General features: G+C 67.0%; 15 protein-coding genes. 9 read left to right on the top strand and 6 right to left on the bottom strand.

Annotated elements, in window-relative coordinates:
• The first annotated feature begins 150 nt into the window (after positions 1-150).
• Together AB4Y44_RS23605 and AB4Y44_RS23600 are read left to right on the top strand one after the other, a co-directional pair.
• Positions 151-765: a flavin reductase family protein gene (locus tag AB4Y44_RS23605; RefSeq protein ID WP_342918504.1), complete on the top strand. Its 615-nt coding sequence runs from the start codon at positions 151-153 to the stop codon at positions 763-765.
• Between the two features lie 105 nt (positions 766-870).
• Positions 871-1,167, top strand: a complete 297-nt coding sequence (locus AB4Y44_RS23600) for a hypothetical protein (protein WP_342918505.1) — start codon at positions 871-873, stop codon at positions 1,165-1,167.
• Between the two features lie 12 nt (positions 1,168-1,179).
• Here AB4Y44_RS23600 and AB4Y44_RS23595 read toward each other — a convergent pair whose 3' ends face one another.
• The gene (locus tag AB4Y44_RS23595; RefSeq protein WP_342918506.1) at positions 1,180-2,352 is read right to left on the bottom strand and encodes a porin; all 1,173 of its coding nucleotides are present in this window, start codon (positions 2,350-2,352) and stop codon (positions 1,180-1,182) included.
• A 280-nt stretch (positions 2,353-2,632) separates the two neighbouring features.
• On the opposite strand from AB4Y44_RS23595, the gene AB4Y44_RS23590 reads away from it, so the two are divergent.
• Positions 2,633-5,164, top strand: coding sequence for a penicillin-binding protein 1A (locus tag AB4Y44_RS23590; protein WP_368701024.1), 2,532 nt, complete (start codon positions 2,633-2,635; stop codon positions 5,162-5,164).
• Positions 5,165-5,271: 107 nt separating this feature from the next.
• Here AB4Y44_RS23590 and AB4Y44_RS23585 read toward each other — a convergent pair whose 3' ends face one another.
• A complete protein-coding gene (locus AB4Y44_RS23585; protein WP_342918508.1) occupies positions 5,272-7,278 on the bottom strand; it encodes a Cache 3/Cache 2 fusion domain-containing protein in 2,007 nt (668 codons plus the stop codon).
• Positions 7,279-7,545: 267 nt separating this feature from the next.
• Positions 7,546-10,017: a heavy metal translocating P-type ATPase gene (locus tag AB4Y44_RS23580; protein ID WP_342918509.1), complete on the bottom strand. Its 2,472-nt coding sequence runs from the start codon at positions 10,015-10,017 to the stop codon at positions 7,546-7,548.
• A 307-nt stretch (positions 10,018-10,324) separates the two neighbouring features.
• Here AB4Y44_RS23580 and AB4Y44_RS23575 point away from each other — a divergent pair, with 307 nt between their 5' ends.
• Positions 10,325-11,779, top strand: a complete 1,455-nt coding sequence (locus AB4Y44_RS23575) for a DUF1254 domain-containing protein (protein ID WP_368701023.1) — start codon at positions 10,325-10,327, stop codon at positions 11,777-11,779.
• 329 nt (positions 11,780-12,108) lie between these two features.
• Positions 12,109-15,903: a DUF748 domain-containing protein gene (locus tag AB4Y44_RS23570; protein WP_368701022.1), complete on the top strand. Its 3,795-nt coding sequence runs from the start codon at positions 12,109-12,111 to the stop codon at positions 15,901-15,903.
• 39 nt (positions 15,904-15,942) lie between these two features.
• Here the strand turns inward: AB4Y44_RS23570 and AB4Y44_RS23565 are convergent, their stop codons facing one another.
• Entirely contained in the window at positions 15,943-17,490 is a 1,548-nt protein-coding gene (locus tag AB4Y44_RS23565) for a PLP-dependent aminotransferase family protein (RefSeq protein ID WP_342918512.1), read from the bottom strand.
• A gap of 162 nt (positions 17,491-17,652) precedes the next feature.
• Here AB4Y44_RS23565 and AB4Y44_RS23560 point away from each other — a divergent pair, with 162 nt between their 5' ends.
• The 4 genes from AB4Y44_RS23560 (at position 17,653) to AB4Y44_RS23545 (ending at position 22,121) form a co-directional block, all read left to right on the top strand.
• Positions 17,653-18,744 carry an ABC transporter ATP-binding protein gene (locus AB4Y44_RS23560; RefSeq protein ID WP_342918513.1) on the top strand — a complete coding sequence of 364 codons (1,092 nt, stop codon included), beginning with the start codon at positions 17,653-17,655 and terminating at the stop codon, positions 18,742-18,744.
• 145 nt (positions 18,745-18,889) lie between these two features.
• Positions 18,890-19,915, top strand: a complete 1,026-nt coding sequence (locus AB4Y44_RS23555; RefSeq protein ID WP_342918844.1) for an ABC transporter substrate-binding protein — start codon at positions 18,890-18,892, stop codon at positions 19,913-19,915.
• A 75-nt stretch (positions 19,916-19,990) separates the two neighbouring features.
• Positions 19,991-21,268 carry an ABC transporter permease gene (locus AB4Y44_RS23550; protein WP_342918845.1) on the top strand — a complete coding sequence of 426 codons (1,278 nt, stop codon included), beginning with the start codon at positions 19,991-19,993 and terminating at the stop codon, positions 21,266-21,268.
• Between the two features lie 13 nt (positions 21,269-21,281).
• Complete coding sequence (locus AB4Y44_RS23545; RefSeq protein WP_342918514.1) at positions 21,282-22,121, top strand: ABC transporter permease; 840 nt, start codon at positions 21,282-21,284, stop codon at positions 22,119-22,121.
• A gap of 69 nt (positions 22,122-22,190) precedes the next feature.
• Here AB4Y44_RS23545 and AB4Y44_RS23540 read toward each other — a convergent pair whose 3' ends face one another.
• Both AB4Y44_RS23540 and AB4Y44_RS23535 read right to left on the bottom strand, forming a co-directional pair.
• Positions 22,191-23,666, bottom strand: a complete 1,476-nt coding sequence (locus AB4Y44_RS23540) for an amidase (RefSeq protein ID WP_368701021.1) — start codon at positions 23,664-23,666, stop codon at positions 22,191-22,193.
• Between the two features lie 120 nt (positions 23,667-23,786).
• The gene (locus tag AB4Y44_RS23535) at positions 23,787-25,298 is read right to left on the bottom strand and encodes an efflux transporter outer membrane subunit (RefSeq protein ID WP_368701020.1); all 1,512 of its coding nucleotides are present in this window, start codon (positions 25,296-25,298) and stop codon (positions 23,787-23,789) included.
• Between the last annotated feature and the right edge of the window lie 9 nt (positions 25,299-25,307).

The following is a 25,307-nucleotide window of genomic DNA, read 5'->3' as shown; positions in this document are numbered from 1 at the left end:
CCAGGTCTTCATGCAAGGCCGGCTCTCGCAAGAGAGCCGGCCTTGTTGCGTTTGGGGCGCCTGCAAGCCGAAGGCGCTTCGCCTGGCGTGACGGCAGCCGCGCGCGGCTCGTGTCATAGTGGTGCCGCTTCGAAACCGCTACGCCACATCATGTCCAATACCTACTTCTACGACCCCGCCCAGGGCCATGGCCTGCCGCACGATCCGTTCAAGGCGATCGTCGCGCCGCGCGTGATCGGCTGGATTTCCAGCCGCGCAAAAAGCGGCGCGCTCAATCTCGCGCCCTACAGCTTCTTCGGCGCGTTCGCCACGTTTCCGCCGATCATCGGGTTCTGCAGCGAAGGCCGCAAGGACAGCATCAGCAATATCGAAGAGACCGGTGAGTTCGTCTGGAATCTCACGTCGAAGGCGCTGGCGCCGCAGATGAACCGCACCTCCGCGCCGGTCGCCGCCGACGTCGACGAATTCGCGCTCGCGGGCCTCACGGCCGCACCGGGCCGCAGCGTGGCGGTGCCGCACGTGGCCGAGTCGCCGGCCGCGCTCGAATGCAAGCTGCTGAAAGTCGTGCGGCTCAACACGCTCGATGGTGCGCCCATGGACAACTGGCTCGCGCTCGGGCAGGTGGTGGGTGTGCACATTCGCGAGGAATTCCTGAAGGACGGCCTGTTCGACACGCACGCCGCCCAGCCCGTGATGCGCGCGGGCTATCGCGCCGACTACGCACAGATCGGCGAGATGTTCCAGATGGTGCGGCCGGGCGCGTAAGCCGCTGCGGGCGCGCACATCGGGTTGAACCGGTCGCGCCGTTGCCGCGTCCTGCCCGCCCGCCGATAATGGCCCGACAGCGCGAAGCGCGCAGGGAGGCAATCCATGCAATCTCCGACGGGATCGGTGGTGGCGCTCAGCTCTGCCGCCTCGACGATGTTTTCGATCGGCCTGATCGCGCTGGGCTACTGGGGGCTGCACGAGCCGTCGGCCTGGCGCGTCGGCGACCGGGTGGTCGTGGGCATCGCGCTCGCGGGCTTCGCGTGCCTCGGCAGTGTGCCCTGGCTCGCCACCTCGCCCGCGAAGCCCAACGACGAATCGCGCTTCCTGATGGCACGCCGCGCCTTTCTTTGCGGCGCGGCTGCCGTGTGGGTGTCGATCGCGCTTTCGCTCGTGTTGTGACGAGAAGCGTGATCAGAAGCGGGCGCGCAAGCCCACCGTGCCCACCACCTGATTGGCCGTCGTTGACGCGCCGCCCGCCGTGTTGATGAACGCCACGTAGTTGTGCCCGGAGGCGTGCTGGTACATGGCCTCGCCGTAGAGGTCGGTGCGCTTCGAGAGGCGGTACACGACTTGTGCGTCCACCTGGTTCCACTTCGGATCGGCGCCAAAGGTGGTCGTGTTGCTCACGTGGCCATCCGTGAAGGTGTAGGCGAGACCCAGGCTCCACGCCGGGTTCAACTGATACTTGCCGTTCACTTCGTAGTTGTTGAAGCTCATGTCGCCGCCCTGCGAGCCGAACGAGCTGGTGCCCGCGTACTCGCTGCGCGTGAAGACGAAGCCCGCCGTCGCCGGTCCGAACGTGTAGTTGATGCCGCCGCCGAACGAACGCAGGCGGTCGGCGCCGAGCGCAAAGCCGCCCTTGCCGTTGGCCGTCGACTCCGCGAGATCCACCGCGCCCGGGCTGCTCGCCGTCGCGCCCTGGGTGCCGTTCAGCTGCAGATAACCCGCCGCGATGGCGAGCGGCCCGTTGGTGTAGCTCGCGCCGAAGCTGTAGGCGCGGTTCACGGCGAAATCGGTCTGGTTCGAGAACGCGTACAACGCGCCGAACTTCAGGCCGCTATACGTGTTGCTCGTGAACTTGACGGCGTTGCTCATGCGCAGCGAGTGGTTCAGGTTGTCGTTGTCGAACGGATGCGCGAAGCCCGTGTCGCCGAAGGTGCCCGCCGTGGCCGAAAGCGGCGCGACGAAGTCGACGAGCGAGTCGTACTGGCGGCCGAGCGTGAGCGAGCCGAACTGGTCGCTCGCGAGGCCCACGTAGGCCTGGCGGCCGAACATGCGGCCGTCCTGGCCGAGCTTGCCGTTCTGCACGTTGAAGCCGTTTTCGAGCACGAAGACCGCATGCAGGCCGCCGCCCAGGTCCTCGCTTCCGCGCACGCCGAAGCGGCTGCCGTTCACGTTGCCGCTCGTCGCCTGCCAGAGCGCGCCGCCCGACTTGCCGCTCGCGACGTTGTTCGTGTACATGATGCCGGCGTCGATCAGGCCGTAGAGCGTGACCGAGCTTTGCGCGTGGGCGGCGGGCGCGGCGAGCGTGCCGAGTGCGCCGATCACGGCGGCAGCGGTGGTGAGCGAGAGGGGGTTCTTCATTCGAGGTTCCTGTAGCGTTGTTGTTTCGTGGCATGTGCAACAGCGACAGGAGTGTAGGGAGGGAGCGACGCCGGAAAAACCGGCTGTGACTGGAGAGGATTCTTCCTCGATCTGGAACGATGATTTCATCTCCCTGTCATAAATCGACTCCGGCGATCCTGGGCTTGCACCCGGCCAGAAGCAGGAGCGGCCTTGCGAGTTTGGTACGATTCACGCTTTGCCAGCCGACCCTACCTGCCGCGTGAAGCGTTACGTGCCGTTGATCCGCGATCGAATCGCGATGTCGTTGTCCCGCCTGAAGCCCGCCGCCGCGCGGCTGGGCGGGTTTGTTCGCCCGCTGGGGGCGCGTGCGCGCCATCATCTGCGGCACCCCACGCGGCGCGGCGTGCTCATGACGATCGGCGCGTTGCCGGCGCTCGTCCTGCTCTACGTGCTCGTGCTGATTCCGTTTACGCCGAGCATTGGCGACATCCGCAAGGCGCGGGTGGACGAACCGGCCCAGATTCTTTCCGCCGACGGCAAGGTGCTCGCCGAGTTCAAGCCCTCGAACCGCGAATGGGTGCCGCTCGCGCAAATCTCGCCGCACATGGTCGATGCGCTGATTTCCACCGAGGATCACCGCTTCTACGAGCACCACGGCATCGACTTCAAGCGCACGGCGGGCGCGGCGCTGCACACATTCTCGGGCGAGCGCCAGGGCGGCTCGACCATCACGCAGCAACTCGCGCGCAATCTCTATCCCGATGAAATCGGCCGCGCGCCCACGCTCACGCGCAAGATCAAGGAGGCGATCACGGCGTTCAAGATCGAGGCGGTGTACAGCAAGCAGCAGATTCTCGAAACGTATCTGAACACGGTGCCGTTCCTCTACAACGCCTACGGCATCGAGATGGCGGCGCGCACCTACTTCGGCGTTTCGGCCGATCAGCTCGACATCCTGCAAGCCGCGACGCTCACCGGCATGCTCAAGGGCAACGCCTATTACAACCCGGTGATCAACCCCGAGCGCGCGCTCGCGCGGCGCAACACCGTGCTCGGCCAGATGGTGAAGTACGGCAAGCTCAGCGAGGCCCAGTACGCCACGCTCTCGAAGAAGCCACTGCGCCTCGACTTCGAGCGTCAGACCGAGCCGCCCGGCCCCGCGCCGCACTTCGCGCTGCAGCTGCGCAAATGGCTGATTTCCTGGGCCGACCGCAACGACTACAACATCTATTCGGATGGCCTCGTGGTGCGCACCACGATCGATTCGCGTCTCCAGCAGATGGCCACCGCCGCGCTGCGCCAGCACACGAACCAGCTGCAGGGCATCGCCAACGGCGCATGGAGCGGACGCAACGGCTGCGTGGCCGGCAACGACCTGTTCGCGACCTTCATGCGTGAAACGCAGGACTACAAGAGCGCACGCGACGCCGGTGCGAACGACGCCGATGCGCTCAAGCAGCTCGCCGGCGACCGCACCTTCATGCGCAACCTCTGCAAGAGCAAGACCGCGGTGGAGGCGGGCTTCCTCGCCATCGACCCGCGCAACGGGCAGATCAAGGCGTGGGTGGGCAGCCGCGACTTCACCGACGAACCATTCGACCACGTGCAGCAGGCGCGCCGTCAGCCGGGCTCGACGTTCAAGCCGTTCGTGTACGGCGCGGCCTACGCGGCGGGCGCGAAGCCGAGCGACACGTTCATCGACCAGCCGGTGGAGATTCCGCTGGCCGGCGGCGAAATCTGGAAGCCGACCGACGACGTGCCGCCGAGCAATCGCCCGATGACGCTGCGCGACGCGATCGCGTTCTCGCGCAACCGTATCACCGCGCAACTGATGCAGACGGTGGGGCCGGACAAGGTTGCGCGGCTCGCGCGCGCGATGGGCGTGCGCGACAGCCAGCTCGACCCGGTGCCGTCGCTCGCGCTCGGCACGAGCCCGGTCACGTTGAAGGAGATGGTCTCCGCGTACAGCACGATCGCCAACGACGGCGAGTATCTCGAACCGCGCATGGTCACGAGTATCGAGGACCACAAGGGCAACGTGCTCGCGCAGTTCGAGAGCGCTTCGCCCGAGCGGGCGCTTTCGGCAGAGGCGGACCGCACGCTGCTCGACACGATGCGCGACGTCGTGAACCGCGGCACGGGCGCGGCCATCCGCACGCGCTTCGGCATTCGCGGCGACGTGGCGGGCAAGACCGGCACGACCCAGGGAAACACAGACGGCTGGTTCATCCTGATGGACCCGCAACTCGTGGCGGGCGCGTGGGTGGGCTTCGACGACGGCCGCGTGACGCTCGACGACTACTGGGGGCAGGGCGCGCGCAGCGCGTTGCCGATCGTCGGCGACTTCTTCCAGCGTGCGCAGCGCTCGCGCCTCGTCGATCCGCGTGTGCGCTTCAACACCGAGGTGACGCCGGGCGCGTTCGAGACTTTCCGCGAGAACCTGCGGGCGTGGATGGACAAGCTGTTCGGCAAGCACGAAGCGCCGCCTGCGGCCCCGCCGGTGCGGCATGCGCCGCCGCCGCGCGTGAGCGCGCCGGCACCAGCCTCCGTGCCGGCTGCGGCTTCTGAGGCGGGGGTCTCGGCGCCGGCGGTGGCATCCGCGCCGTCTGCCGCTTCGGCGGCGGCCGCGGAATCCGCCGCGCGCGCGATCATGGGCCTGCCGCCGATCATCGGGCCGTCCAGCGCGCCGGCGGCGCTTGCCCCGCAGCCCCCGTATCCGGCGCAGGCGCCGGCGCTTGCGCCGACCCCGACGCCCGACGAGGCGGACCCTGACACGCCGGGCGCGAGCGCGACCTACACGCCGCCCGTGGCCCAGCCGCAGGGGCAATGAGCGGGGCGTCGCGCCGTTAACAAAAAAGGCAGCGTCACGAGACGCTGCCTTTTTTGTTTGTTGGGCACTGCGAATCATGCCCTGACGGTGCTTGTGCTACGCGTGCGTTACTCGCGCACCTTGAACACGGAAACGAGTTCGGCGAGCGCCGCCGCATGATCGTTGAGCGCGGCGGCGGCGCGCTCGGCGTCGCCCACGAGCACGGCGTTCTGCTGGGTCGCCGCGCCGATCTGCGAAACCGCGATATTGACCTGCTCGATGCCGCCCGACTGTTCGCGCGAGGCCACGCTGATCTCGCCGATGATCGAGCGCACTTCATCCACGCGCGCGACGATGCCGCGCATGGTCGTGCTCGCTTCGCCGGCGATCCGGTAGCCCGTCTCGACCGTCGACGACGATTCGGTGATCAGCGCCGAGATTTCCTTCGCGGCCGCCGCGCTGCGTTGCGCGAGCGCGCGCACTTCGCTCGCGACCACCGCGAAGCCCTTGCCGTGCTCGCCCGCCCGCGCCGCTTCCACGGCCGCATTGAGCGCGAGAATGTTGGTCTGGAACGCGATGCCGTCGATCACGCCCGTGATCTCGGCGATCTTCTGCGATGCGCGGCTGATGTCGTTCATCGTTTCCACGACGCGGCTCACGGCGCGCCCGCCGTCGAGCGCGGCTTCGGCTGCGCTCGTCACCACGGTGTTGGCGCGCGTCGCGTGATCGGCATTCTGCTGTACGGTCGAGGTCAGTTCCTCCATGCTCGCCGCCGTCTCTTCCAGGCTGCTCGCCTGGCTCGCGATGCGCGAAGCGATCTCGCCGCTGCCCTGCGCGATGCGCGAGGTGTCCTCGCTCATCTGCGCCGTGGCGCTGCGCACCTGCGCGACGATCTGCGCGAGGCCCACGCCGATGCCATCGATGGCGCGTGTGAGGCGGCCGATCTCGTCGGCACCCGCCGTGCCGTGCGCGTCCGCGGCATTGCCATTGCCGATGCCATTGCGGCTGTCGTTGCCGATGCGCACCGTGAGGTCACCCGCGGCGAGTTGGCCGGCGGCTTGCGCGGCGGCGTCGAGCGGCCGGCTCACGAGGCGGCGCGCCGCGTAGATCGACAGCGCCGCGAACAGCGCGACCAGCACGAGGCCGATCGCCGCAAAGCGGTCGCGCGTGGCGTTCACGTCGGCCATGATCTCGTCGCGCACGGCCACGCCGCCCACGAGCCATTGCCACTGCGGCACGCTCACGAACGAGACGAACTTCGCGCGTGCGTCGCCCTCGCCGCGCGTCGAGTCGGCGGAGGTATAGTCGAGCGTGCCTTCGCGCGCTTCGAGCATGCGCGACCAGGGCGCGTCGGCGTCGTCGTAGTGTTTACCGACGGCGCTCGGGTGCACGAGGAAGGTGCCGCGCGTCGGGCCGTTCGAAGCATCCATCACGAAGTAATAGCCGCTCTCGCCGATCTTGAGCTTGGCGATCTCGCTCTTGAGCGCATCGATCTGCGCGCCCACGTCCACGCCGACAAACAGCGCGCCGATCACGTGGCCGCTCGCGTCGAGAATCGGCTTGTACTGCGTGATGTACTGCTTGCCGAACAACTGGGCGAGGCCGGTATAGGTGCGGTTGGCCATCACCGGGCCATACGCGGGGCCCTTGCGGTCGAGCAGCGTGCCGATCGCGCGCGAGCCGTCCTGCTTCTTGAGCGAAGTGGTCACGCGCACGAAGTCGTCGCCGCTGCGTGCAAAGACAGTGGCGATCTCACCGCTGCGCGCGAGAAACTGGTCGGGGATCGTGAAGTCGAGGTTCAGCACGTGGTCGCCGGACTTGAAGACCGGCGTGGCCTTGCCGCCAATGTCGACCGTCTGCGTGGGGTCGAGCGTGAAGGCGCCGGGCAGGAAGCTCTCGAAGAGCTGCATGGCGCGGTCGACTTCGGCCTCGAGCGCGCCGTTGATGAGCGAGATCGACGAGGCGACCGCCTGATCCTTTTCGGCAATGCGCGAGCGCACCTGCTCGCCGACCTGCGTTGCCGCCGAATGCGTGATCGCCCATGTGAAGGCTGCAAATATGGCTGCGACGAGCACGCACGATAGCAAGGCGAGGCGCACGCCGACGCTCGCGCGGCTTGATAAGCGTGAAAGCATGAATTCGGTTCCGCAATAAAGCTGGTAAGGAAGGAACCTGCGCCTTCGAGGCGCTGGCATGACGCATTACGGCGCGCGCGAGCGATCCTTTAGGGGTAGGACCGAAAAAGCTTACAGTTGCGTAAATATTACCGATCGGGCATGCCATTTCGGTGTGCAGATTGTGAGCTGTTTCGGATCCCAAAATAATGTCGACACAAGCAAAAGGGCGCATGAAGCGCCCTCTCGTTATATTCCGTGCGATACGTCGCACCGTGAATCTCTGCGTTAGCGGCGAGCCCGCCACGTCCTGAGCAAAAGCGCGTTGGTCACGACGCTCACGCTGGAAAACGCCATGGCCGCGCCCGCGAGCATGGGGTTGAGCAGGCCGAAGGCGGCGAGCGGAATGCCGATCAGGTTGTAGAAGAACGCCCAGAACAGGTTCTGCTGGATCTTGCGCCACGTGCGCCGCGAAATATCGATTGCGGCGGCAACGAGCGCGGGGTCGCCGCGCATGAGCGTGATGCCTGCCGCGTGCATGGCGACGTCGGTGCCCGTGGCCATGGCGATGCCGATGTCGGCGGCGGCGAGTGCCGGCGCGTCGTTGATGCCGTCGCCGGCCATCGCGACGATGCCGCCGCTCCTGATCTTGAGGTCGCGGATCGTGCGTGCCTTGTCGTCGGGCAGCACCTGCGCGTGGACTTCGCCGATGCCGAGTTGTGCAGCCACGGCCGCCGCGCTGCCCGCGTTGTCGCCGGTCACCAGCACGCTGCGGATGCCCATCGCTTCGAGGCTCGCAATGGCTTCGCGCGCCGTGGGTTTCACGGTGTCGCCGAAAGCGAGCAGGGCGAGCACGCCGCCGTGCGGTTCGAAGAGCCACGACACCGTATTGCCCGCCTCTTCGAGCGAACGCGCGCGGGCCGCGAGCGCGGGCGGCACGGCGAGCGCCAGTTCGTCGAGCCAGCGGCCGCTGCCGATGGCGAGGCGCCGGCCGTTCACTTCGGCCTCCACGCCGCGCCCGGGCACCGCGCGCGCATGAACGGCGACGGCCAGGGCGCCCGGCGCGCGGGCCTGCGCTTCATACGCCTGCACCACGGCCTTCGCGAGCGGGTGATCGCTCTGCCGCTGCACGGCGGCCGCGAGCGCGAGCGCCTCGCCGCGCGCGAGCCCCTCGGCCGCTTCGAACGCGGTGAGCGAGGGCTGGCCGAGCGTGAGCGTGCCGGTCTTGTCGAAGGCGACCACGCTCACGTTGTGGGCGGTCTCCAATGCTTCGGCGTCCTTGATGAGCACGCCGTGGCGCGCGGCCACGCCGGTCCCGGCCATGATCGCGGCGGGCGTCGCGAGGCCGAGCGCGCACGGGCAGGCGATCACGAGCACGGCCACGGCATTGAGGATCGCCGTTTCGGCGCTCGCGCCCGCGAACAGCCAGCCGCCCAGCGTGATGGCCGCGATCACGAGAATCGCGGGGACGAACACGGCACTCACACGGTCGACGAGACGCTGGATCGGCGCCTTTTCGGCCTGCGCGCTCTCCACGAGGCGAATGATGCGCGCAAGCGTGGTTTCCGCGCCGATGGCCGTAGTGCGCACCGCGATCGCACCTTCGCCGTTGATCGAGCCGGCCGTGACGGGATCGTCGGGCGCTTTCGGTACCGGCAGGCTTTCGCCCGTGATGAGCGATTCGTCGATGTGGCTGCGCCCTTCGAGCACGACGCCGTCCACGGGCAAGCGCTCGCCGGGGCGCACGACCACCACGGTGCCCACGCGAACCTGGGCGAGCGGGACTTCACGCTCCTCCGCGTTGGCGCCATTTGCGCCATCGACACGGATGCGCGCGCGATCGGGCCGCAGCGCGTTGAGGGCGCGGATCGCGTCGGTGGTCTGGCGCTTCGCGCGCGCTTCGAGCCACTTGCCGAAGCGCACCAGCGTGATGACCACCGCCGAAGCCTCGAAATACAGGTGCGCCATGTCGCCGGGGTGCGCGAGCATCGCATAGACGCTCACGCCGTACGCGGCCGAAGTGCCGAGCGCGACCAGCAGATCCATATTGCCGGCGCCGGCGCGCACGGCCTTCCACGCGGCGCGGTAGAAGCGCGCGCCGAACACGAACTGTACGACGCTCGCGAGCGCCAGCTGTGCCGCGGCGGGCATCATCCAGTCGAGGCCGAGCCAGTGGCCGAACATCGGCAGCATGAGCGGGGCCGTGAGCACGGCCGAAACCAGCACGGCGCGCCATTCGCGGCGCGCCTCGTCGCTGGCGGCGGCGCTTTTCGCCGGGGTGGCGGCGACTTCGTCGGCGGCGAGCGGCGTGGCTTCATAGCCGGCTTTCTTGACGGCGGCGACGAGCAGGTCCTGCAATTCGCCCGTGAGCGGCGAGCGCGTGTTGACGGTGGCCTGCTCGGTGGCGAGATTCACGCTGACGCCGGCCACGCCGGGCACGCGCGCGAGCGCCTTCTCGACGCGGTTCGCGCACGACGCGCAAGTCATCCCGCCGATGGCGAGCGTGGTGGCTTCCGTGGCGACGGGCACGGCTGCATAGCCGGCCTTTTCGACGGCGGCGACGAGCGCGGCGGGCGCGGCGGCGCCGCTGGCCTCGACGGTGGCCTTTTCCGTGGCGAGGTTGACCGAGGCGCGCGTGACGCCCGGCACCTTGGCAAGCGCTTTCTCGACGCGCATGGCGCACGAGGCGCACGTCATGCCGTGGACCTCGAGTTCGGCCACGGCAGTATCGGTGCGTTCTGCTACGAGGGGTTCATTCATGATGGGGTGCGAGCACAGGCTGTCATCGATGTTACGCAGTATCTACGTTCCCATCATGGGAAGGTCAAGGGGTGCGGCATTACGCCCCTTTCGTTTCAGAGGGAAGTCCTGAGAGCAAGCTCTCCGCCTGTAATGCAATATTCCACACCGCAGTCTTTTCAGGCCCATGCGCGAGCGATACGATACCAACCGGCGGCATTGGCGCCTTGCCGCGTGCATTTCACTAGGGCCCTGGGGGGGCCGCGCGCGGAGTGGCCAGCCGGTCGACGTCACTTCATGGACCGCCCGCACCGAATACAACCAACAAATGACAACAATACATCGAGCATTCTCTACGTACCGTAGCTGCTCCGCGCTTGCCTGCCTTGCCCTGATTGCCGGATGCGCCTCGGCGCCGGGCGACGTTGCGCCGAAGAGCAACGGCTGGATGAAAGACGAAGTCTCCGACTCCTATGTGTTTGGCTATCCGCTCGTGCTGATGGACGTGGCGCGCGAAGCCGCCACCGGCAGCGGGCCCGGCCAGGCCGCGCCGAACACGCTGCGCCACGCGCAGTCGCTGCCGCCCGTCGGGGCTTCGAGCCCGCCCGAACCCAATCTCGACACGTTGACTTCCAGCGGCTGGCTCGACGTTTCGAGCGAGCCGGTGCTCGTCACGCTGCCCGACACGCATGGCCGCTACATGGACGCACGCGCGCTCGACATGTGGACGAACGTCGTCTGGTCGACGGCCGCCGCGCAGACCGGCGAACGTGTCAGCGGTCTGAAAGCGCAAACGATTGCATTTGTTCCGGCCGGCTGGAAGGGCACGCTGCCCGCGCGCGTGAAGCGCGTCGACGTGTCGACGCGCTACGTGTGGTTCCTCGCGCGCATCCAGACGCGTGGCGGCGCCGACCTCGCGGCCGTACGGCGGCTGCAGCACGGCCTGCAGGTCACGGCGCTGTCCGGCTGGGACGAGCGCAGCGCGCGCGGCAAGGCCGGCGCACGCGGCGTCCGCGGCAACGAGCCGAGCGGCGCCACGCAGAGCGGCGATCCGGCGGCGCCGGGCACGCCGTCCGCCCAGGTCGCGGCGCTCGACGCGCACGGTTTCTTCGACCGGCTCGCCCTGGCGCTGGAAGACAACCCGCCCACGGCGGACGACGCGCACGCGCTCAAGATTCTCGGCGACATCGGCGTGCACCCGGGCGACCCGGCGCAGTTGCCCGCGGGCGCGAAGGACGCCGCGGTGGTCAAGGCCGGTCTCGCCGATGGCCGCACGCGCGCCGCGACGCCGCCGCCCAACCTGCTGGCGGGCAACGGCTGGCTCTGGGTGGGCGACGACGCGGGCAACTACGGCCCCGACTACTCGCTGCGCGCCTACGCGGCGTACACGTCGCCGGGTCTGCCGACGACCCGCGACGAAGTGCGCGCCCGCGTGAGCCAGGACAGCGACGGTCATGCGCTCAACGGCGCGAACCGCTACACGATCCACTTCACGGCGAAGCAGTTGCCGCCGGTGCGCGGCTTCTGGTCGATCACGGCCTATACGACCGACGGCGCGCTCGATGCCGACGCGCCCGTGCGCGTGGCGTTCGGCGACCGCAGCGGCGCACGGCGCAATCGCGACGGCTCGCTCGACGTGCACGTGAGCGCCGAGCGGCCGCGCGGCGGCGCGAACTGGGTGCCGGCGCCGCATGGCGACTTCCGCCTCGTGATACGTCTCTACGCCGCCAAGCCGCAGGCGACCGATGGCAGCTGGCAGCCGCCCGCCGTCGAGCGGCAGTGATCGCTGAACCGGGCTGAATGAAGCGTTGGCGGGCCGCTGTCCCGCCAACGCTTTTTTTTGCGCCGCATAAGCCCGTTCGAGCGTCACGCCCGGCTTTTCCGCCCGCGCTTTCATGCATCGCGCAACACGCGCGATGGACACGCCGCAATCGCCGGGCCATCGTCTTTGCGCTGTTACTTCTTGTTGCGCAATACCTGCGCCGCGGGCGGCGTTTTCCCGCCGTCCGATCTTCTATCGGACCTATACTTCCGGCTGTCGGCATCCCCGGATTTCCGACATCAGACCCACATCCCGCGGCGGGCCTGTTGCCGCCTCATCCGCAAGCAAGCATGGCAAGCCTCAACAAAGCGTCGCTCAACTCATCCTTGCAATCGGTGCGCGCGGTCGCGCGTGCGCCCCGCACCCGGCGCATCCTCACGGGCGTCCTCATCTTTCTGATTGTGTTCGGCCTGGTCGGCTTCTTCGCCGCGCCGCCGATCATTCGCCACGTTGCCGAGCAGCAGTTGAGCAAGCAGCTCGACCGGCCCGTCACGATCGGCCGCATCGCGCTCAATCCGTACACCCTGCGTCTCGAAGCGGACCGCGTGCATATCGGCGAGCGCGGCGGCAACGGCGACTTCTTCGATGTCTCGCGCGCCGTCGTGCAGGCGTCGTGGTCGTCGATCTTTCGCGCGGCGCCCATCGTCGACGAACTGCGGTTCGACTCGCCGCGCGCCACGATCGTGCGGCTCGACGCGCAGCACTTCAACTTCTCGGACCTCATCGAGAAGTTCTCGACGCCCTCGAAACCGAGCAGCAAGCCCACGCAATTTTCGGTTTCAAACATCCGCATCGAGAACGGCCAGATCACCTTCGACGATCGCCTGCTCAACGAAAAGCACGTGATCGACCGCTGGTCGCTCGGCATTCCGTTCATCGCCACGCTGCCTTCCAAGACCGATATCTTCGTTCAGCCGATGTTGCGCGCGCGCATCGATGGTGCGAGCACGCTCGCCATCGACGGCCGGACCAAGCCCTTTTCCGCGACACGCGAGTCGGAAGTCGAACTGCGCCTGACCGACCTCGACGTGCCGAAGCTCCTCACCTACGCGCCGACGAAGCTGCCCGTCACGGTGAAGAGCGGCAAGCTCTCGACCAACCTCAAGCTCGACTTCGTGATGTCGGGCGAGAAGCCCACGCTGCGTGTGACGGGCACGACCGACCTGAACGACTTCGACTCGACCGACAACGCCAACGCGCCGTTCTTCGGCGCGCGCAGCCTGCACGTGGCGGCGGCCTCGCTCGAACCGTTCAGCAATGTCTATCGTTTCGACGACATCCATCTCGACGCGCCCACCGCGTGGGTCGCGCGCGACAAGCAAGGCGTGCTGAGCGTCGAGAAGCTGATGGGCGCGCCGGCCGCGCAAAAGGCGCCCGCTGCGAACGAGGCCGCAAACAAGGCCGCGGGCGCCGCGCCGGCTTCGGGCGCCTCGGCTGCCCAGAGCGCGCAGGCAGCGGCCGAAGAAGCGAAGCCCGCGCTACTCGATGTCTCGATCCGCCAGTTCGCGCTCACGAACGGCACCGTGCACATCGCTGACGATCTGCCCGCGCGGCCGGTGAATGTCGAACTCACGCAGCTTTCGACCACGCTGACCAACTTCTCGACGACCGCCAAGGCGGGCGCGCCGTTCACGTTTGCGACGAACGCGAACGACGGCGGCACGATCAAGGCGTCGGGCACGGTGAGCCTCGCAGGCAAGAACGCCGACGCCAACATCGCGCTCGAGCGCGTGAGCCTGCCGCAGGCGCAGCCGTATATCGACAACCTGAGCAGCGCGCAGATTCTGGACGGCAAGCTCAATCTCACGTCCACGCTCAAGGCTGACTGGGCGCAGCAGCCTGCCGTCGTGCAGGTCGGCCAGAGCACGCTGGGCCTCGAATCGCTGAAGCTCGCGGCGCGCGGCGCGAAGGCGCCTGCCATCGCGCTCGACCGGGGCACCGTGCAGGTGACCGGCATCGACCTCAACGCGCGCAAGGCGCAGATCGCTTTGGTGGACCTGACCGGCCTCGTCGTGAACGCCGAGCGCCAGAAGGACGGCAAGATTGACCTGGCGCAACTTGCCTCCACGCAGCAGGCGGTGCCCGAGCGCACGGCGATTCGCGCGGCGCAGAAGTCGGTGCAGGAGGGGCCGGCCTGGCGCTACACGATCGACGCTTTCACGCTGAACAACGGCACGATCAACGTCACGGACAATTCGACGCCGCGCCCGGTGAAGCTAGCCATCACGCCGCTCGACCTGAAGATCCAGCAGATCAGCGACGACCTGCGGCACCCGCTGCCGATCGACCTGAAGGCGACCGTCAACCGTAAGGGCACACTCGCGCTGAGCGGCAAGATCAACCCGACGCCGCTCACGGCGCAGTTGAAGATCGACGCGAACCGGCTCGACGCCGCCGCGTTCGAGCCTTACTTCGGCAATCAACTCAACGCGGTGGTCGCGAGCGCGCTGCTGAACATGAACGGGCAGCTTTCGGTGGAGCAGGGCAAGGCGCTCAAGGCGAGCTATCGCGGCGACGCGGCGCTCGTGGACGTGCGTATGCTCGACAAGGCCACGTCCGGCCCGTTCGCAGGCTGGCGCTCGCTCGCGCTCACGAACCTGAAGGCGAACTACGACGACGCGCGCGGCACCGACGTGGACGCGAGCCGCGTGACCTTCGCCGGCTTCTATGGCCGCGTGCTGCTCGACGCGCAGGGCAAGCTCAATCTCAAGGACGTGGTCGCGCATCAAACCGGCGCGGCACAGTCGCTCACGCAGGACGCGAGCGGCAAGCCAGGCGCGCGCGAGCCGGTGCCGCTCACGCCGCAGGCGGCGAGCGCGCCGGTGCAGACGGCTTCCGCACCGGCGCCGGCTTCCGCCCCGGCCACGGTCGTGGCTGCGCAGCCGCCGAAGAACCCGGTGCGCCTGCACTTCGGCGAGCTCGTGCTGCAGGACGGCCGCGTGAACTACACCGACAACTTCATCAAGCCGAACTACTCCGCCGATCTCGTGCAGATCCACGGCACGGTCGGCGCGTTCGGCACGCAGTCGACCACGCCCGCGCCTGTGGATGTCTCCGCCAAGCTCGCGGCGAACGGTCCGCTCTCGATCAAGGGCACGGTGAACCCGCTCATCGACAAGCCGTCGCTCGACCTCACGGCGAGCGCGCACGATATCGAGCTCACGAACCTCACGCCGTATTCGGCGAAGTACGCGGGCTATCCGATCACGAAGGGCAAGCTCAACGTCGATCTGCATTACCAGCTCGCGAACGACGAACTCACGGCGAACAACCATATCTTCATCGACCAGCTCACGTTCGGCGATCACATCGACAACGATACGGCCACCAAGCTGCCGGTGCGGCTCGCGATCTCGCTGCTCAAGAACCGCAAGGGCGAGATCGACGTGAACATTCCGGTGTCGGGCTCGCTCTCGAACCCCGAGTTCAGCCTGGGCGGCCTGATCTGGAAGGCGGTGCTCAACCTCATCGCGAAGGCGGTGACCGCGCCGTTCACGCTGCTCGCCAACGCGTTCGGGGGCGGCGGCGAAGACCTGGGCTACGTCGAGTTCGCGGCCGGCACGGCAACGCTGACCGATGCCGACCAGAAGAAGCTCGACACGATCGTCAAGGCGCTCGACGACAAGCCTTCGATCAAGATCGATCTGATCGGCCGCGTCGATCCGGCCGTGGATACGCCCGCGCTGCGCGAGCAGTACGTGGATCGCCTCGTGCGGCTTCAGAAGGTGAAGGACACGGTGGGCAACGGCGAGAGCGTCGATACCTCGCAGGTCAAGGTGGACGACAAGGAGTACGAGAAGTACCTCACCAAGGTCTACAAGGATGCGGACTTCAAGAAGCCGCACAACATGATCGGCTTCACGAAGACGCTGCCCGTGGACGACATGAAGCAGGCGTTGGCCGACCACGCACCCGTTGACGACGCCGCCTTGCGCAACCTGGCTCAGGACCGCGCGCAGGCGGTGCAGCAGTACTTCGAAGGCAAGGTCGATCCGAGCCGCGTGTTCATCGTGGCACCGAAGCTGGACGCCAAGGGCATCGACGACAAGGGCGCGACGACGCGGGTGGATTTCGGGCTGAAATAGCCGGTGGTTTTGTGATTCGATGCAGCGGCGCGTTTCGGTCTAACCGGCGCGCCGCAGCTTTTTCGGCTTCGCAAATGCGTGTTCCTCGATGATCTGCGCGAGCGTCGCAAAGGCCGGCGCGATTTCCTCATGCGGCACGCACGCGTAACCCGTTAGCAATCCTTTGCGGTCCTGGCGCACGCTGTAGTAAGCCGCAAGCGGGCGCACGATCACGCCCGCGTCGTAGGCGGCCGCTGCGATGGCGCGATCGTCGGCATGGTCGGGCAGACCGAGCACGAAGTGCAGGCCCGCTTCGTCACCCATGACCGGCAGCGCGTCGCCGAAGTGGCGCGTCACTGCGTCGATCAGCAGCTGGCGCCGCTCGCCATAGAGCGTGCGCATGCGGCGCACGTGCGAAGTGAGATAGCCGTCCATGATGAATTCGGCGAGCACGGCCTGCTGCATGAGCTGGCCTTCGCGATACAGCTCCGCCACGCCCGTGCGGAACGTGGCCGCGAGCCGCTCGGGCACGACCATGTAGCCGATGCGCAGGCCCGGGAAGAGCAGCTTGCCGAGGCTGCCCACGTAGATCACGCGGTCCGACTCGTCGAGACCCTGCAGCGAGGCGAGCGGCCGGCTGCCGTAGCGGAACTCGCTGTCGTAGTCGTCCTCGATGATCCACACCTTGTGCTGGCGCGCGTATTCGAGCAGCGTGCGGCGGCGCGCGAGGCTCATCACCATGCCGAGCGGGTATTGATGCGAAGGCGTGACGAGCGCGATGCGCGGCGGGTCGCGCAGGTCCTGCTCGCGCGGATTGAGCCCTTCGTCGTCGACGGGAACGGGCGCGAGCTTCAATCCCGAGGACTGCAGCACACTGCGTGCGCCCCAGTAGCACGGTTCTTCGACCCACGCTGTGTCGCCGTGGTCGGCAAGCAGCCTCACGGCGAGATCGATGGATTGGTGAATACCCGTAGTGATGATGATCTGGTCCGGCGTGCAGCGCACCGAGCGTGCCACGCGCAGGTAGTCCGAAAGCGCGCGCCGCAGCGGACGGTAGCCGCCGCCGGGCGCGTAAGTAAGCAAACCATGATTCGCCGATTTCCACAGCCGGGCCTGCAGGCGGCTCCACGTGCGCGCCGGAAACTCGGCTACGTCGGGCACGCCCGGCATGAAGGCGCCCCACTGCCTGGCGGACACGCCCGCCTCGTCGATGAGCCGTTGGCCGCGCATCGACATGTCGCCGCGCGGGGAGACGCCGCTCGCGTCGTCCTCGTCCTCGTCGGCGGGGTCGCCCGCCGGCGAGGGCTTGCTCGTGGGCGTACTGACGGCGGCCGAGTCGGGGCGCGTGTCGGCGACATACGTGCCGCTGCCCGTGGTCGAAATCACGTAGCCTTCCGCGCTCAACTGGTCGTAGACGTGCAGCACGGTATTGCGGGCCACGCCGAGGTCGACCGCGAGGATGCGCGAACTGGGCAGCTTGGTGCCGGGCGCGAGCCGCCCCGTCAGGATGGCCTGCTGCATGAGCTGTAATAGCTGACGATAGGCGGGTTCGGCGCTCTCTTTGTCGAGTTGCGCCGCGAGCCATTCGGACAGGATGACCATGGCCAAGTGGTTCCATCAGGAATAATGAAATGGCTCCATTGAATAGAGCCGGGACCATCTATAGTAATTCGCACGTCAATTCCGGTTAATGCCCACGACAGGATTTATTTAATCGCGTCAGATGGGGCGGGCGGACCGGGAAAAGAGCAAGCAAAGGAGACAGTGCGAATGAAGACCTCGGATGTGATCGTCAGCTTTCGCGGCGTACGCAAGACCTACGACGGCGAATCGCTGGTCGTCAAACAACTTGACCTTGACATTTATCAAGGTGAGTTTCTGACGCTGCTCGGGCCGTCCGGCTCGGGCAAGACCACCTGCCTGATGATGCTCGCCGGCTTCGAGTTTCCCACCGGCGGCGAAATCCGCCTCGAAGGCAAGCTGCTCAACAACGTGCCGCCGCACAAACGCGACATCGGCATGGTGTTCCAGAACTACGCGCTCTTTCCGCATCTCACGGTCGAGCAGAATGTCGCTTACCCGCTCGGCGTGCGCAAGGTGCCCACCGCCGAGCGCGCCCAGCGCGTGAACGACGCGCTCAAGATGGTGCGCATGGAAGGCTTCGCGAAGCGCTATCCCGCGCAGCTCTCGGGCGGCCAGCAGCAGCGCATCGCACTCGCCCGCGCGCTCGTGTTCCAGCCCAAGCTCGTGCTGATGGACGAGCCGCTCGGCGCGCTCGACAAGCAGTTGCGCGAACATATGCAGTACGAACTGAAGTCGCTGCACGAAAAGCTCGGCGTCACGTTTGTCTATGTCACGCACGATCAGGGCGAGGCGCTCACGATGTCGGACCGCGTGGCCGTGTTCGACAAGGGCATCGTGCAGCAGCTCGACAGCGTGGACCGGCTCTACGAGTCGCCGTGCAACGAGTTCGTCGCGAACTTCATCGGCGACAGCAACCGGCTGCGCGGCACCATTGCCGCCGTGGATGGCGAGTACTGCGAAATGCATCTCGCCGACGGCACGCGTCTCAAGGGCCGCAATGTGGCGGGTGCGCAGGCGGGCGCCTCAGCCATCGCCTGCATTCGCCCCGAGCGCATGAAGCTCGCGAACGGCTCGAGGGGCAACGGTGCGAACGCGCTGGCGGGCGAAGCGCGCGGCCTGATCTATTTCGGCGACCACGTGCGCATGCGCTGTGGCCTGCCTCAGCAGGACGAGTGCTTCGTGAAGGTGCCGCTCGGCACCGAGGCGCTCGACGGCTTCGCGCCCGGCCAGCCGGTCGCACTCGAATTCGCGCCTGAGCATCTGCGCGTGTTCGCTTGAGGCGCGCGGGCGCGGCGCGCAATCGCGCGCGCCGTCGCCTCGCGAAGCAGGCGTCTCGACGATCGGGCCACGTTTCTCGCATCGAAGGGCCCGGCAAGACAAACCACCAAGGAGAAGGGACTCAACCATGAAGCAGATCGGCAACATGCGCGTTGCAGCGGTCGCGGCCGCGCTCGCACTCTCGTTCGGCGTGGCGAATGCCGCGGAGCTGACCGTCGTGAACTTTGGCGGCGCCAATGGCAATGCGCAGAAGGCGGCGTTCAACGAGCCGTTCCAGTCGCAGACGGGCAACAAGATCACCGCTGTCGAGTACAACGGCGAGCAGGCCAAGGTGAAGGCCATGGTCGACGCGAAGCACGTGGACTGGGACGTGGTGGAAGTCGAAACCGGCGACATCGCGCGCGGTTGCGATGAAGGCCTCTACGAAAAGCTCGACTGGGCCAAGCTCGGCAACAAGGGTGATTTCATGAAGGCGGCGCAGCAGCCCTGCGGCGCAGGCTTCTTCGTGTGGTCCACGGCGCTCGCCTATAACGCCGACAAGCTCAAGACCGCGCCCACGAACTGGGCCGACTTCTGGGACGTGAAGAAATTCCCGGGCAAGCGCGGCATGCGCAAGGGCGCACGGTACAACATGGAATTCGCCCTGATGGCCGACGGCGTGGCGCCGCAGGACGTCTACAAGGTGCTCTCGACGAAGGCCGGTCAGGACCGCGCGTTCAAGAAGCTCGATGAGCTGAAGCCGAACATCCAGTGGTGGGAAGCCGGCGCGCAGCCGCCGCAGTTCCTGGTCGCGGGCGACGTGGTGATGTCCACGGCGTACAACGGCCGTATCGACGCCGCGCAGCGCGAAGGCAAGAACCTCAAGGTAGTGTGGACCGGCAGCATCTACGACCTCGACTACTGGGCGATCCCGAAGGGCGCGCCGAACAAGGCGCTGGCCGAGCAGTACATCGCCTACACGCTTTCGCCGAAACCGCAGCAGGAGTATGCGCAGCACATCGCGTATGGCCCGGTGAACGCGAACGCGATCAAGGCGCTCGATGCGAAGACGCTCGCCAACCTGCCGAATTCGCCGGCCAACGGCAAGAACGCCATCCAGGAGAATCTCACGTTCTGGACCGACCACGGCGACGAACTGGAGCAGCGTTTCTCCTCGTGGGCCGCGAAGTAAGGGTGGGGTAGACGCTCCGGCGTGCGAGCGCCGGAGCGTTTTGTAGCATGGCAGGGGAGACCAGGTGTGACTACGATGACGACCGTGACCAACATTGCCGGCGCGGCACGCGAGGAGACCGCGCGGCTGAAGCGCGAACTGCGCGTGGCGCAAGCGAAGAAGCGCACGATGGCGCTCATGCTGATCGCGCCGCTCGCGATCTTTCTGCTGCTGATTTTCGTGGTGCCGATCGCGGCACTGCTCACGCGTGCGGTGCAGAACCCCGAAGTGGCGACAGCGCTGCCGCATACCATCACGGCGCTGCGCGGCTGGGACCGCAAGAGCGCGCCACCCGACGCGGCTTACGCTGCGCTTGCGCAGGACCTCACCGTCGTAAAGGAAGGTGATGCGATGGGCGCGCTGGCGCGCCGCCTGAACGTGGAAATCGCGGGCTTCCGCTCGCTGGTCGCGAAGACGGCGCGCGCCATGCCGCTCGCCGACGACGACGGCAAACCGCTCACGCTGACGCCCGCGCAAACGCGCGCCAGGATCGTCGAACTCGACGACCGCTGGGGCGACGTGACCTACTGGCAAGCCATTGCGAAGAACAGCTCGCGCATCTCGCCGTTCTATCTGCTCGCCTCGCTCGATCATCGTCAGGATGCGTTCGGCCGCATCGTGGCCGCCGATCCCGAGCAGCAGATCTATCTCGACGTGTTCGCGCGCACCTTCGTCATCAGCGTGTTCGTCACGGTGTTCGCGCTGCTGCTCGGTTACCCGCTCGCTTACTGGATCTCGACGCTCTCCGAGCGCCGCGCGAATCTCGTGATGATCCTCGTGCTGATTCCGTTCTGGACGTCGATTCTCGTGCGCGTGGCGGCGTGGATCGTGATCTTGCAGGGCGAGGGCCTCGTCAACAAGGCGCTGATGGGCTCGGGCCTCATCTCGCATCCTCTCGCGCTGCTGTTCAACCGCGTGGGCGTCTATATCTCAATGACGCACATCCTGCTGCCGTTCATGGTGCTGCCGCTCTACAGCGTGATGAAGTCGATTCCGCCCACTTACCAGCGCGCGGCCGTGTCGCTCGGCAGCCATCCGTTCGCGGCCTTCTGGCGCGTGTATGTGCCGCAGACGTACCCCGGTGTGGGCGCAGGTGTGCTGCTCGTGTTCATCCTCTCGATCGGCTACTACATCACGCCGGCGCTGCTCGGCGGCCCGGGCGACCAGATGGTCAGCTACTACGTGGCGTACTTCACCAACGTGTCGATCAACTGGGGCATGGCCTGTGCGCTCGGCGCGCTGCTGCTGGTGGCGACCACGTTGCTCTATTTCGTCTACGGGCGCTTCACGCGCACGCAACTGAGCCTTGGCTGAGGGAGGCGCGACCATGAAATTTGCCAAGCCGCTGTTTGCGCCGCATACGTCGGCCGTCGAACGCGTGTGGTACTTCGCGTTGCGCGCGCTCGTCGTGCTCACGCTGCTGTATCTGATCCTGCCCGTGCTCGCGATCGTGCCGCTGTCGTTTTCGTCGAGCACGTTCCTTGTGTATCCGATTCCGGGCTGGTCGCTGCGCTGGTACGAGAACCTCGTGATGTCCGACGAATGGCGCATGGCCGCGAAAAACAGCTTCATCGTTGGCCCCGCCGCCACGGTCGTGGCGACCGTACTCGGCACGCTCGCGGCCATTGGCATCACCAAGGCCGATTTTCGCGGCAAGGCGGTGCTCATGGCGGTCCTCATTTCGCCGATGATCGTGCCCGTGGTGGTGGTGGGCGTGGGCATGTATCTGTTCTTCGCGCCGCTCGGCCTCGCCAATACGTATCTCGGCCTGATCCTGGCGCACGCGTCGCTGGGCGTGCCGTTCGTCGTGACCACGGTGGCGGCCACGCTGCAGGGCTTCAACCATAATCTCGTGCGTGCGAGTCTTTCGCTCGGGGCGAATCCGGTCACGACGTTCTTCCGCATCACGCTGCCCGTGATCGCGCCGGGTGTGATCTCGGGCGCGCTGTTCGCGTTCGCCACGTCGTTCGACGAAGTCGTCGTGACGCTGTTCCTCGCGGGCGCCGATCAGACCACCTTGCCGCGCCAGATGTTCACGGGCATCCGCGAGAACATCAGCCCGACGATCGCTGCGCTCGCCACGATCCTGATCGTGTTCTCCACGTGTCTGCTGCTCGCGCTCGAATGGCTGCGCGGCAGGAATGCGGCGCGCGCGGTGCAGGCATGATGGCGTGATGGCTTGAGATGTCGACGAAAAAAAGGCAGCGCCGTGGCGCTGCCTTTTTGCTTCTGCGCGTTACGCCTGCAGCAGCGCCGGCACGCGTCGCTTGACCCACTGCGTGGCCTGATCGTACGCGTGGGCGAGTTGCAGCACGGAGAGATCCGCGTGCGGCTTGCCGATCACCTGCAGCCCCATCGGCAGGCCTTGCGCATTGAAGCCCGCCGGCACGCTGATGACAGGCAGCCCCGCGAGACTGCCGCCGATCACGACTTCCATCCAGCGGTGATAGGTATCCATCGTGCGGCCCGCAATCGACTTCGGCCAGTGTTCGTTCGCGTCGAACGGGAAGAGTTGGGCGCTGGGAAGCACGAGGTAGTCGTAACGCTCGAACAGTGCGAGCAGCGCGTTGTACCATTGGCTGCGCGTGACCGAGGCGTTCCACACGTCTTCGCCCGAGAGCTTCAGGCCGCCTTCCACTTCCCATTGGGCTTCCGGCTTGAGCAGCGCGCGCTTTTCCGGGTCGCGATAGAGCGCGCCGAGCGTGCCCGCGCACGAGAAATGGCGCAGCGTGAGCCAGGTTTGCCACACGCGCTCCATGGCGAAGTCGGGGCGCGCGGCTTCGACCTTGCAGCCGATAGATTCGAAGTCCTTGAGCGCCGTTTCGCAGAGTGCGAGCACGCCGTCTTCCATGGGCAGATAGCCGTCGTAATCGCGGAGCCAACCGATGCGCGCGCAACTAAACTCGCGCTCGAGCGGACCCGCGAACTGCGCGGGATCTTCGGCAATGGACAGCGGCGCACGCGCGTCGTAGCCCGCCTGGGTGGCAAGCAGCATCGCGAGGTCGGGGACAGTGCGGGCCATCGGTCCCGCATAGCCGAGCTGGTGGAAGAACAGTTCGTGCGCAGGCACGGAGGGCACGCGGCCTTGCGACGGACGGAAACCAAACACGTTGTTCCAGCCCGCGGGATTGCGCAGCGAGCCCATCATGTCGCTGCCGTCCGCCACGGGGAGCATGCGCAGCGCCAACGCCACGGCCGTGCCGCCGCTGCTGCCGCCCGCGCTGCGCGTGGGATCGTAAGCGTTGCGCGTGGTACCGAAGACCGTGTTGTAGGTGTTCGAGCCCAGGCCGAACTCCGGCGTATTCGTCTTGCCGATGAAAATTGCGCCCTGTGCGCGCATGCGCGCGGCCATCAGGGAATCCGCTGCGGGCACTTCGTTGCGGAACAACGGCGAGCCTTGCGTGTACGGGATGCCGGCCGTAGGCGTGAGATCCTTCGGCGCTTGCGGCATGCCGTGCATCCAGCCAAGGTACTCGCCTCGCGCGAGCTGGGCGTCGCGTTCGCCTGCTTCAGCGAGCAATGTGGCGCGCTCGCGTAGCGAGACGATGGCGTTCGCCGGCGTATTCACGCGCTCGATATGGTCGAGAAACGCCGTCATCACTTCGCGGCAGGACACCTTGCGCAGGCGTATCCATTCCGAAAGCTCAAGCGCGTCGGCCGCGACGAGATCGTTGGGGGACAGACTTGCGGGGGACAGCGATGCCTGGTTCATACGTGTCTCTCGTTTGCGGATGGAGCAGGGGGAGGGTCATTGTCGCGCAGGCGCGGTGCAAGCGAAAGGAAACGAATGGTTGCCGCCGCGGGTTGATGGTTGCCGCGTGGGGCGGCCAGGTTACCGGACGGTCGCGGCAGGCGCCGATGTGTCGTTGCCTTGCCCTCGCGGCGCGGTGCCGGGGAGCGGGGCGCCACCGAGGGCTTGATAGAGCGCCGCGGTGTCGGTCAGGCGATCCGCATGAACGCGCGAGCGGTCGAGCGTGGTCTGGAGTGCCTGGCGTTGCGCATCGATCAGCGAAAACTCGCTCACGCCGCCTGCGTTGTAGCGCGTTTGTGCGATCGCCGCGTTGGCCTGGGCCTCGCGAGCGGCGTCGTCGCGCGCCTGCAGTTCGGTCGCATCGTTCTGGAGCGCCTGCAGCGAGTCGGCGACCTGCTGCAGCGCCTGCAGAACGGTCTGCCGATAGTCGGCGAAAGCGGCTTCATAGGCGGCTTCTGACGCGCGTTTCTTCGCGCGCAATTCGCCGCCATGGAACAGCGGCTGCGTGAGGCCGAGCCCGACGTTCCAGATGTTCAGTCCGCTGATGACGTCCTCGATACGCGTGCGCTCCGACCCGATACTTGCCGAGAGCGAGATCTGCGGAAAAAGATTCGCCGTCGCTACGCCCACGTTCGCGCCGGCCTGGTGCAGCAGCGCCTCGGCGGCGCGTATGTCGGGACGCTCGCGGGCCAGCGTGGAAGGCACAGTGAGCGAAACCGTATCGGGAAGATGCAGTTTATCGAGAGAAAGGGCGTCGAGCGGCGCGGCGAACTGCGCTGGCGCGACGCCCAGCAGGGTGGCGAGCTGATGCTCCGCAGCCGCGAGCTGCGTTTCGAGCGGCGGCAGCGAAGCGCGCGTCTGCGCGAGCAGCGTGCGCTGGCTGCGCACGTCGATCTGCGCCACACCGCCGGCCGCGTAGCGTGCTTGCATGATCGCGAGCTGGCGTGCCTGCGTCTGCGCGAGTTGCGTGGTGAGGTCGATCTGGCGTTGCAGCGACGCGCGGCGGATGGCGGTGGACACCACGTTGGCGGCCACAGAAAGCCGCGCGGCCTCCATTTCGTACGCCTGATAATCGACCTGCGCGAGCGTGGATTCCAGCGCGCGGCGGTTCGCGCCGAACAGGTCGAATAGGTACGAGACGCTGACCGAAGCGTTGTAAAGCGTGAACGGCGGCGGGTTCGGCACTTGCGTAATGCCGAAAGCGGCGAGATCGACCTTCTGGCGCGTACCGGAGAGTTTCAGATCGACGGCGGGAAAGTTCGTTGCGCCTGCCTGCGCGTTGTAGTTTTCGCGCGCTTCCAGGAGTTTCGCGCGCGCCGAGTCGAGCGTGGGGCTCGCGCGCAAGGCCTGATCGACGAGTTCGTTCAACTGCGCGCTGCCAAATTGCGTCCACCAATCGTTTGGAGCGTGTTGCGCAGCCGTGAAGGTCTGCGCGCCGCCGCCGGGGCCGGTGGCGCTGGCGGTGGAAGCCGGCACGGGCTCGCGCGTCCAGTCCGTGGCATCGGGTGCGGCGGGCGGGTGGAAATCGGGGCCCACGGTGCAGCCCGCGAGCATGAGCACAAGCAGGAAGGCAAAGGCGGCGTCGCGCGTCATGGTCGTGTG

Origin of the sequence: Paraburkholderia sp. BR10937, from assembly GCF_040965695.1 — a bacterium.
Taxonomy (GTDB): domain Bacteria; phylum Pseudomonadota; class Gammaproteobacteria; order Burkholderiales; family Burkholderiaceae; genus Paraburkholderia.
This window is presented reverse-complemented; position numbering and strand designations above follow the sequence as displayed.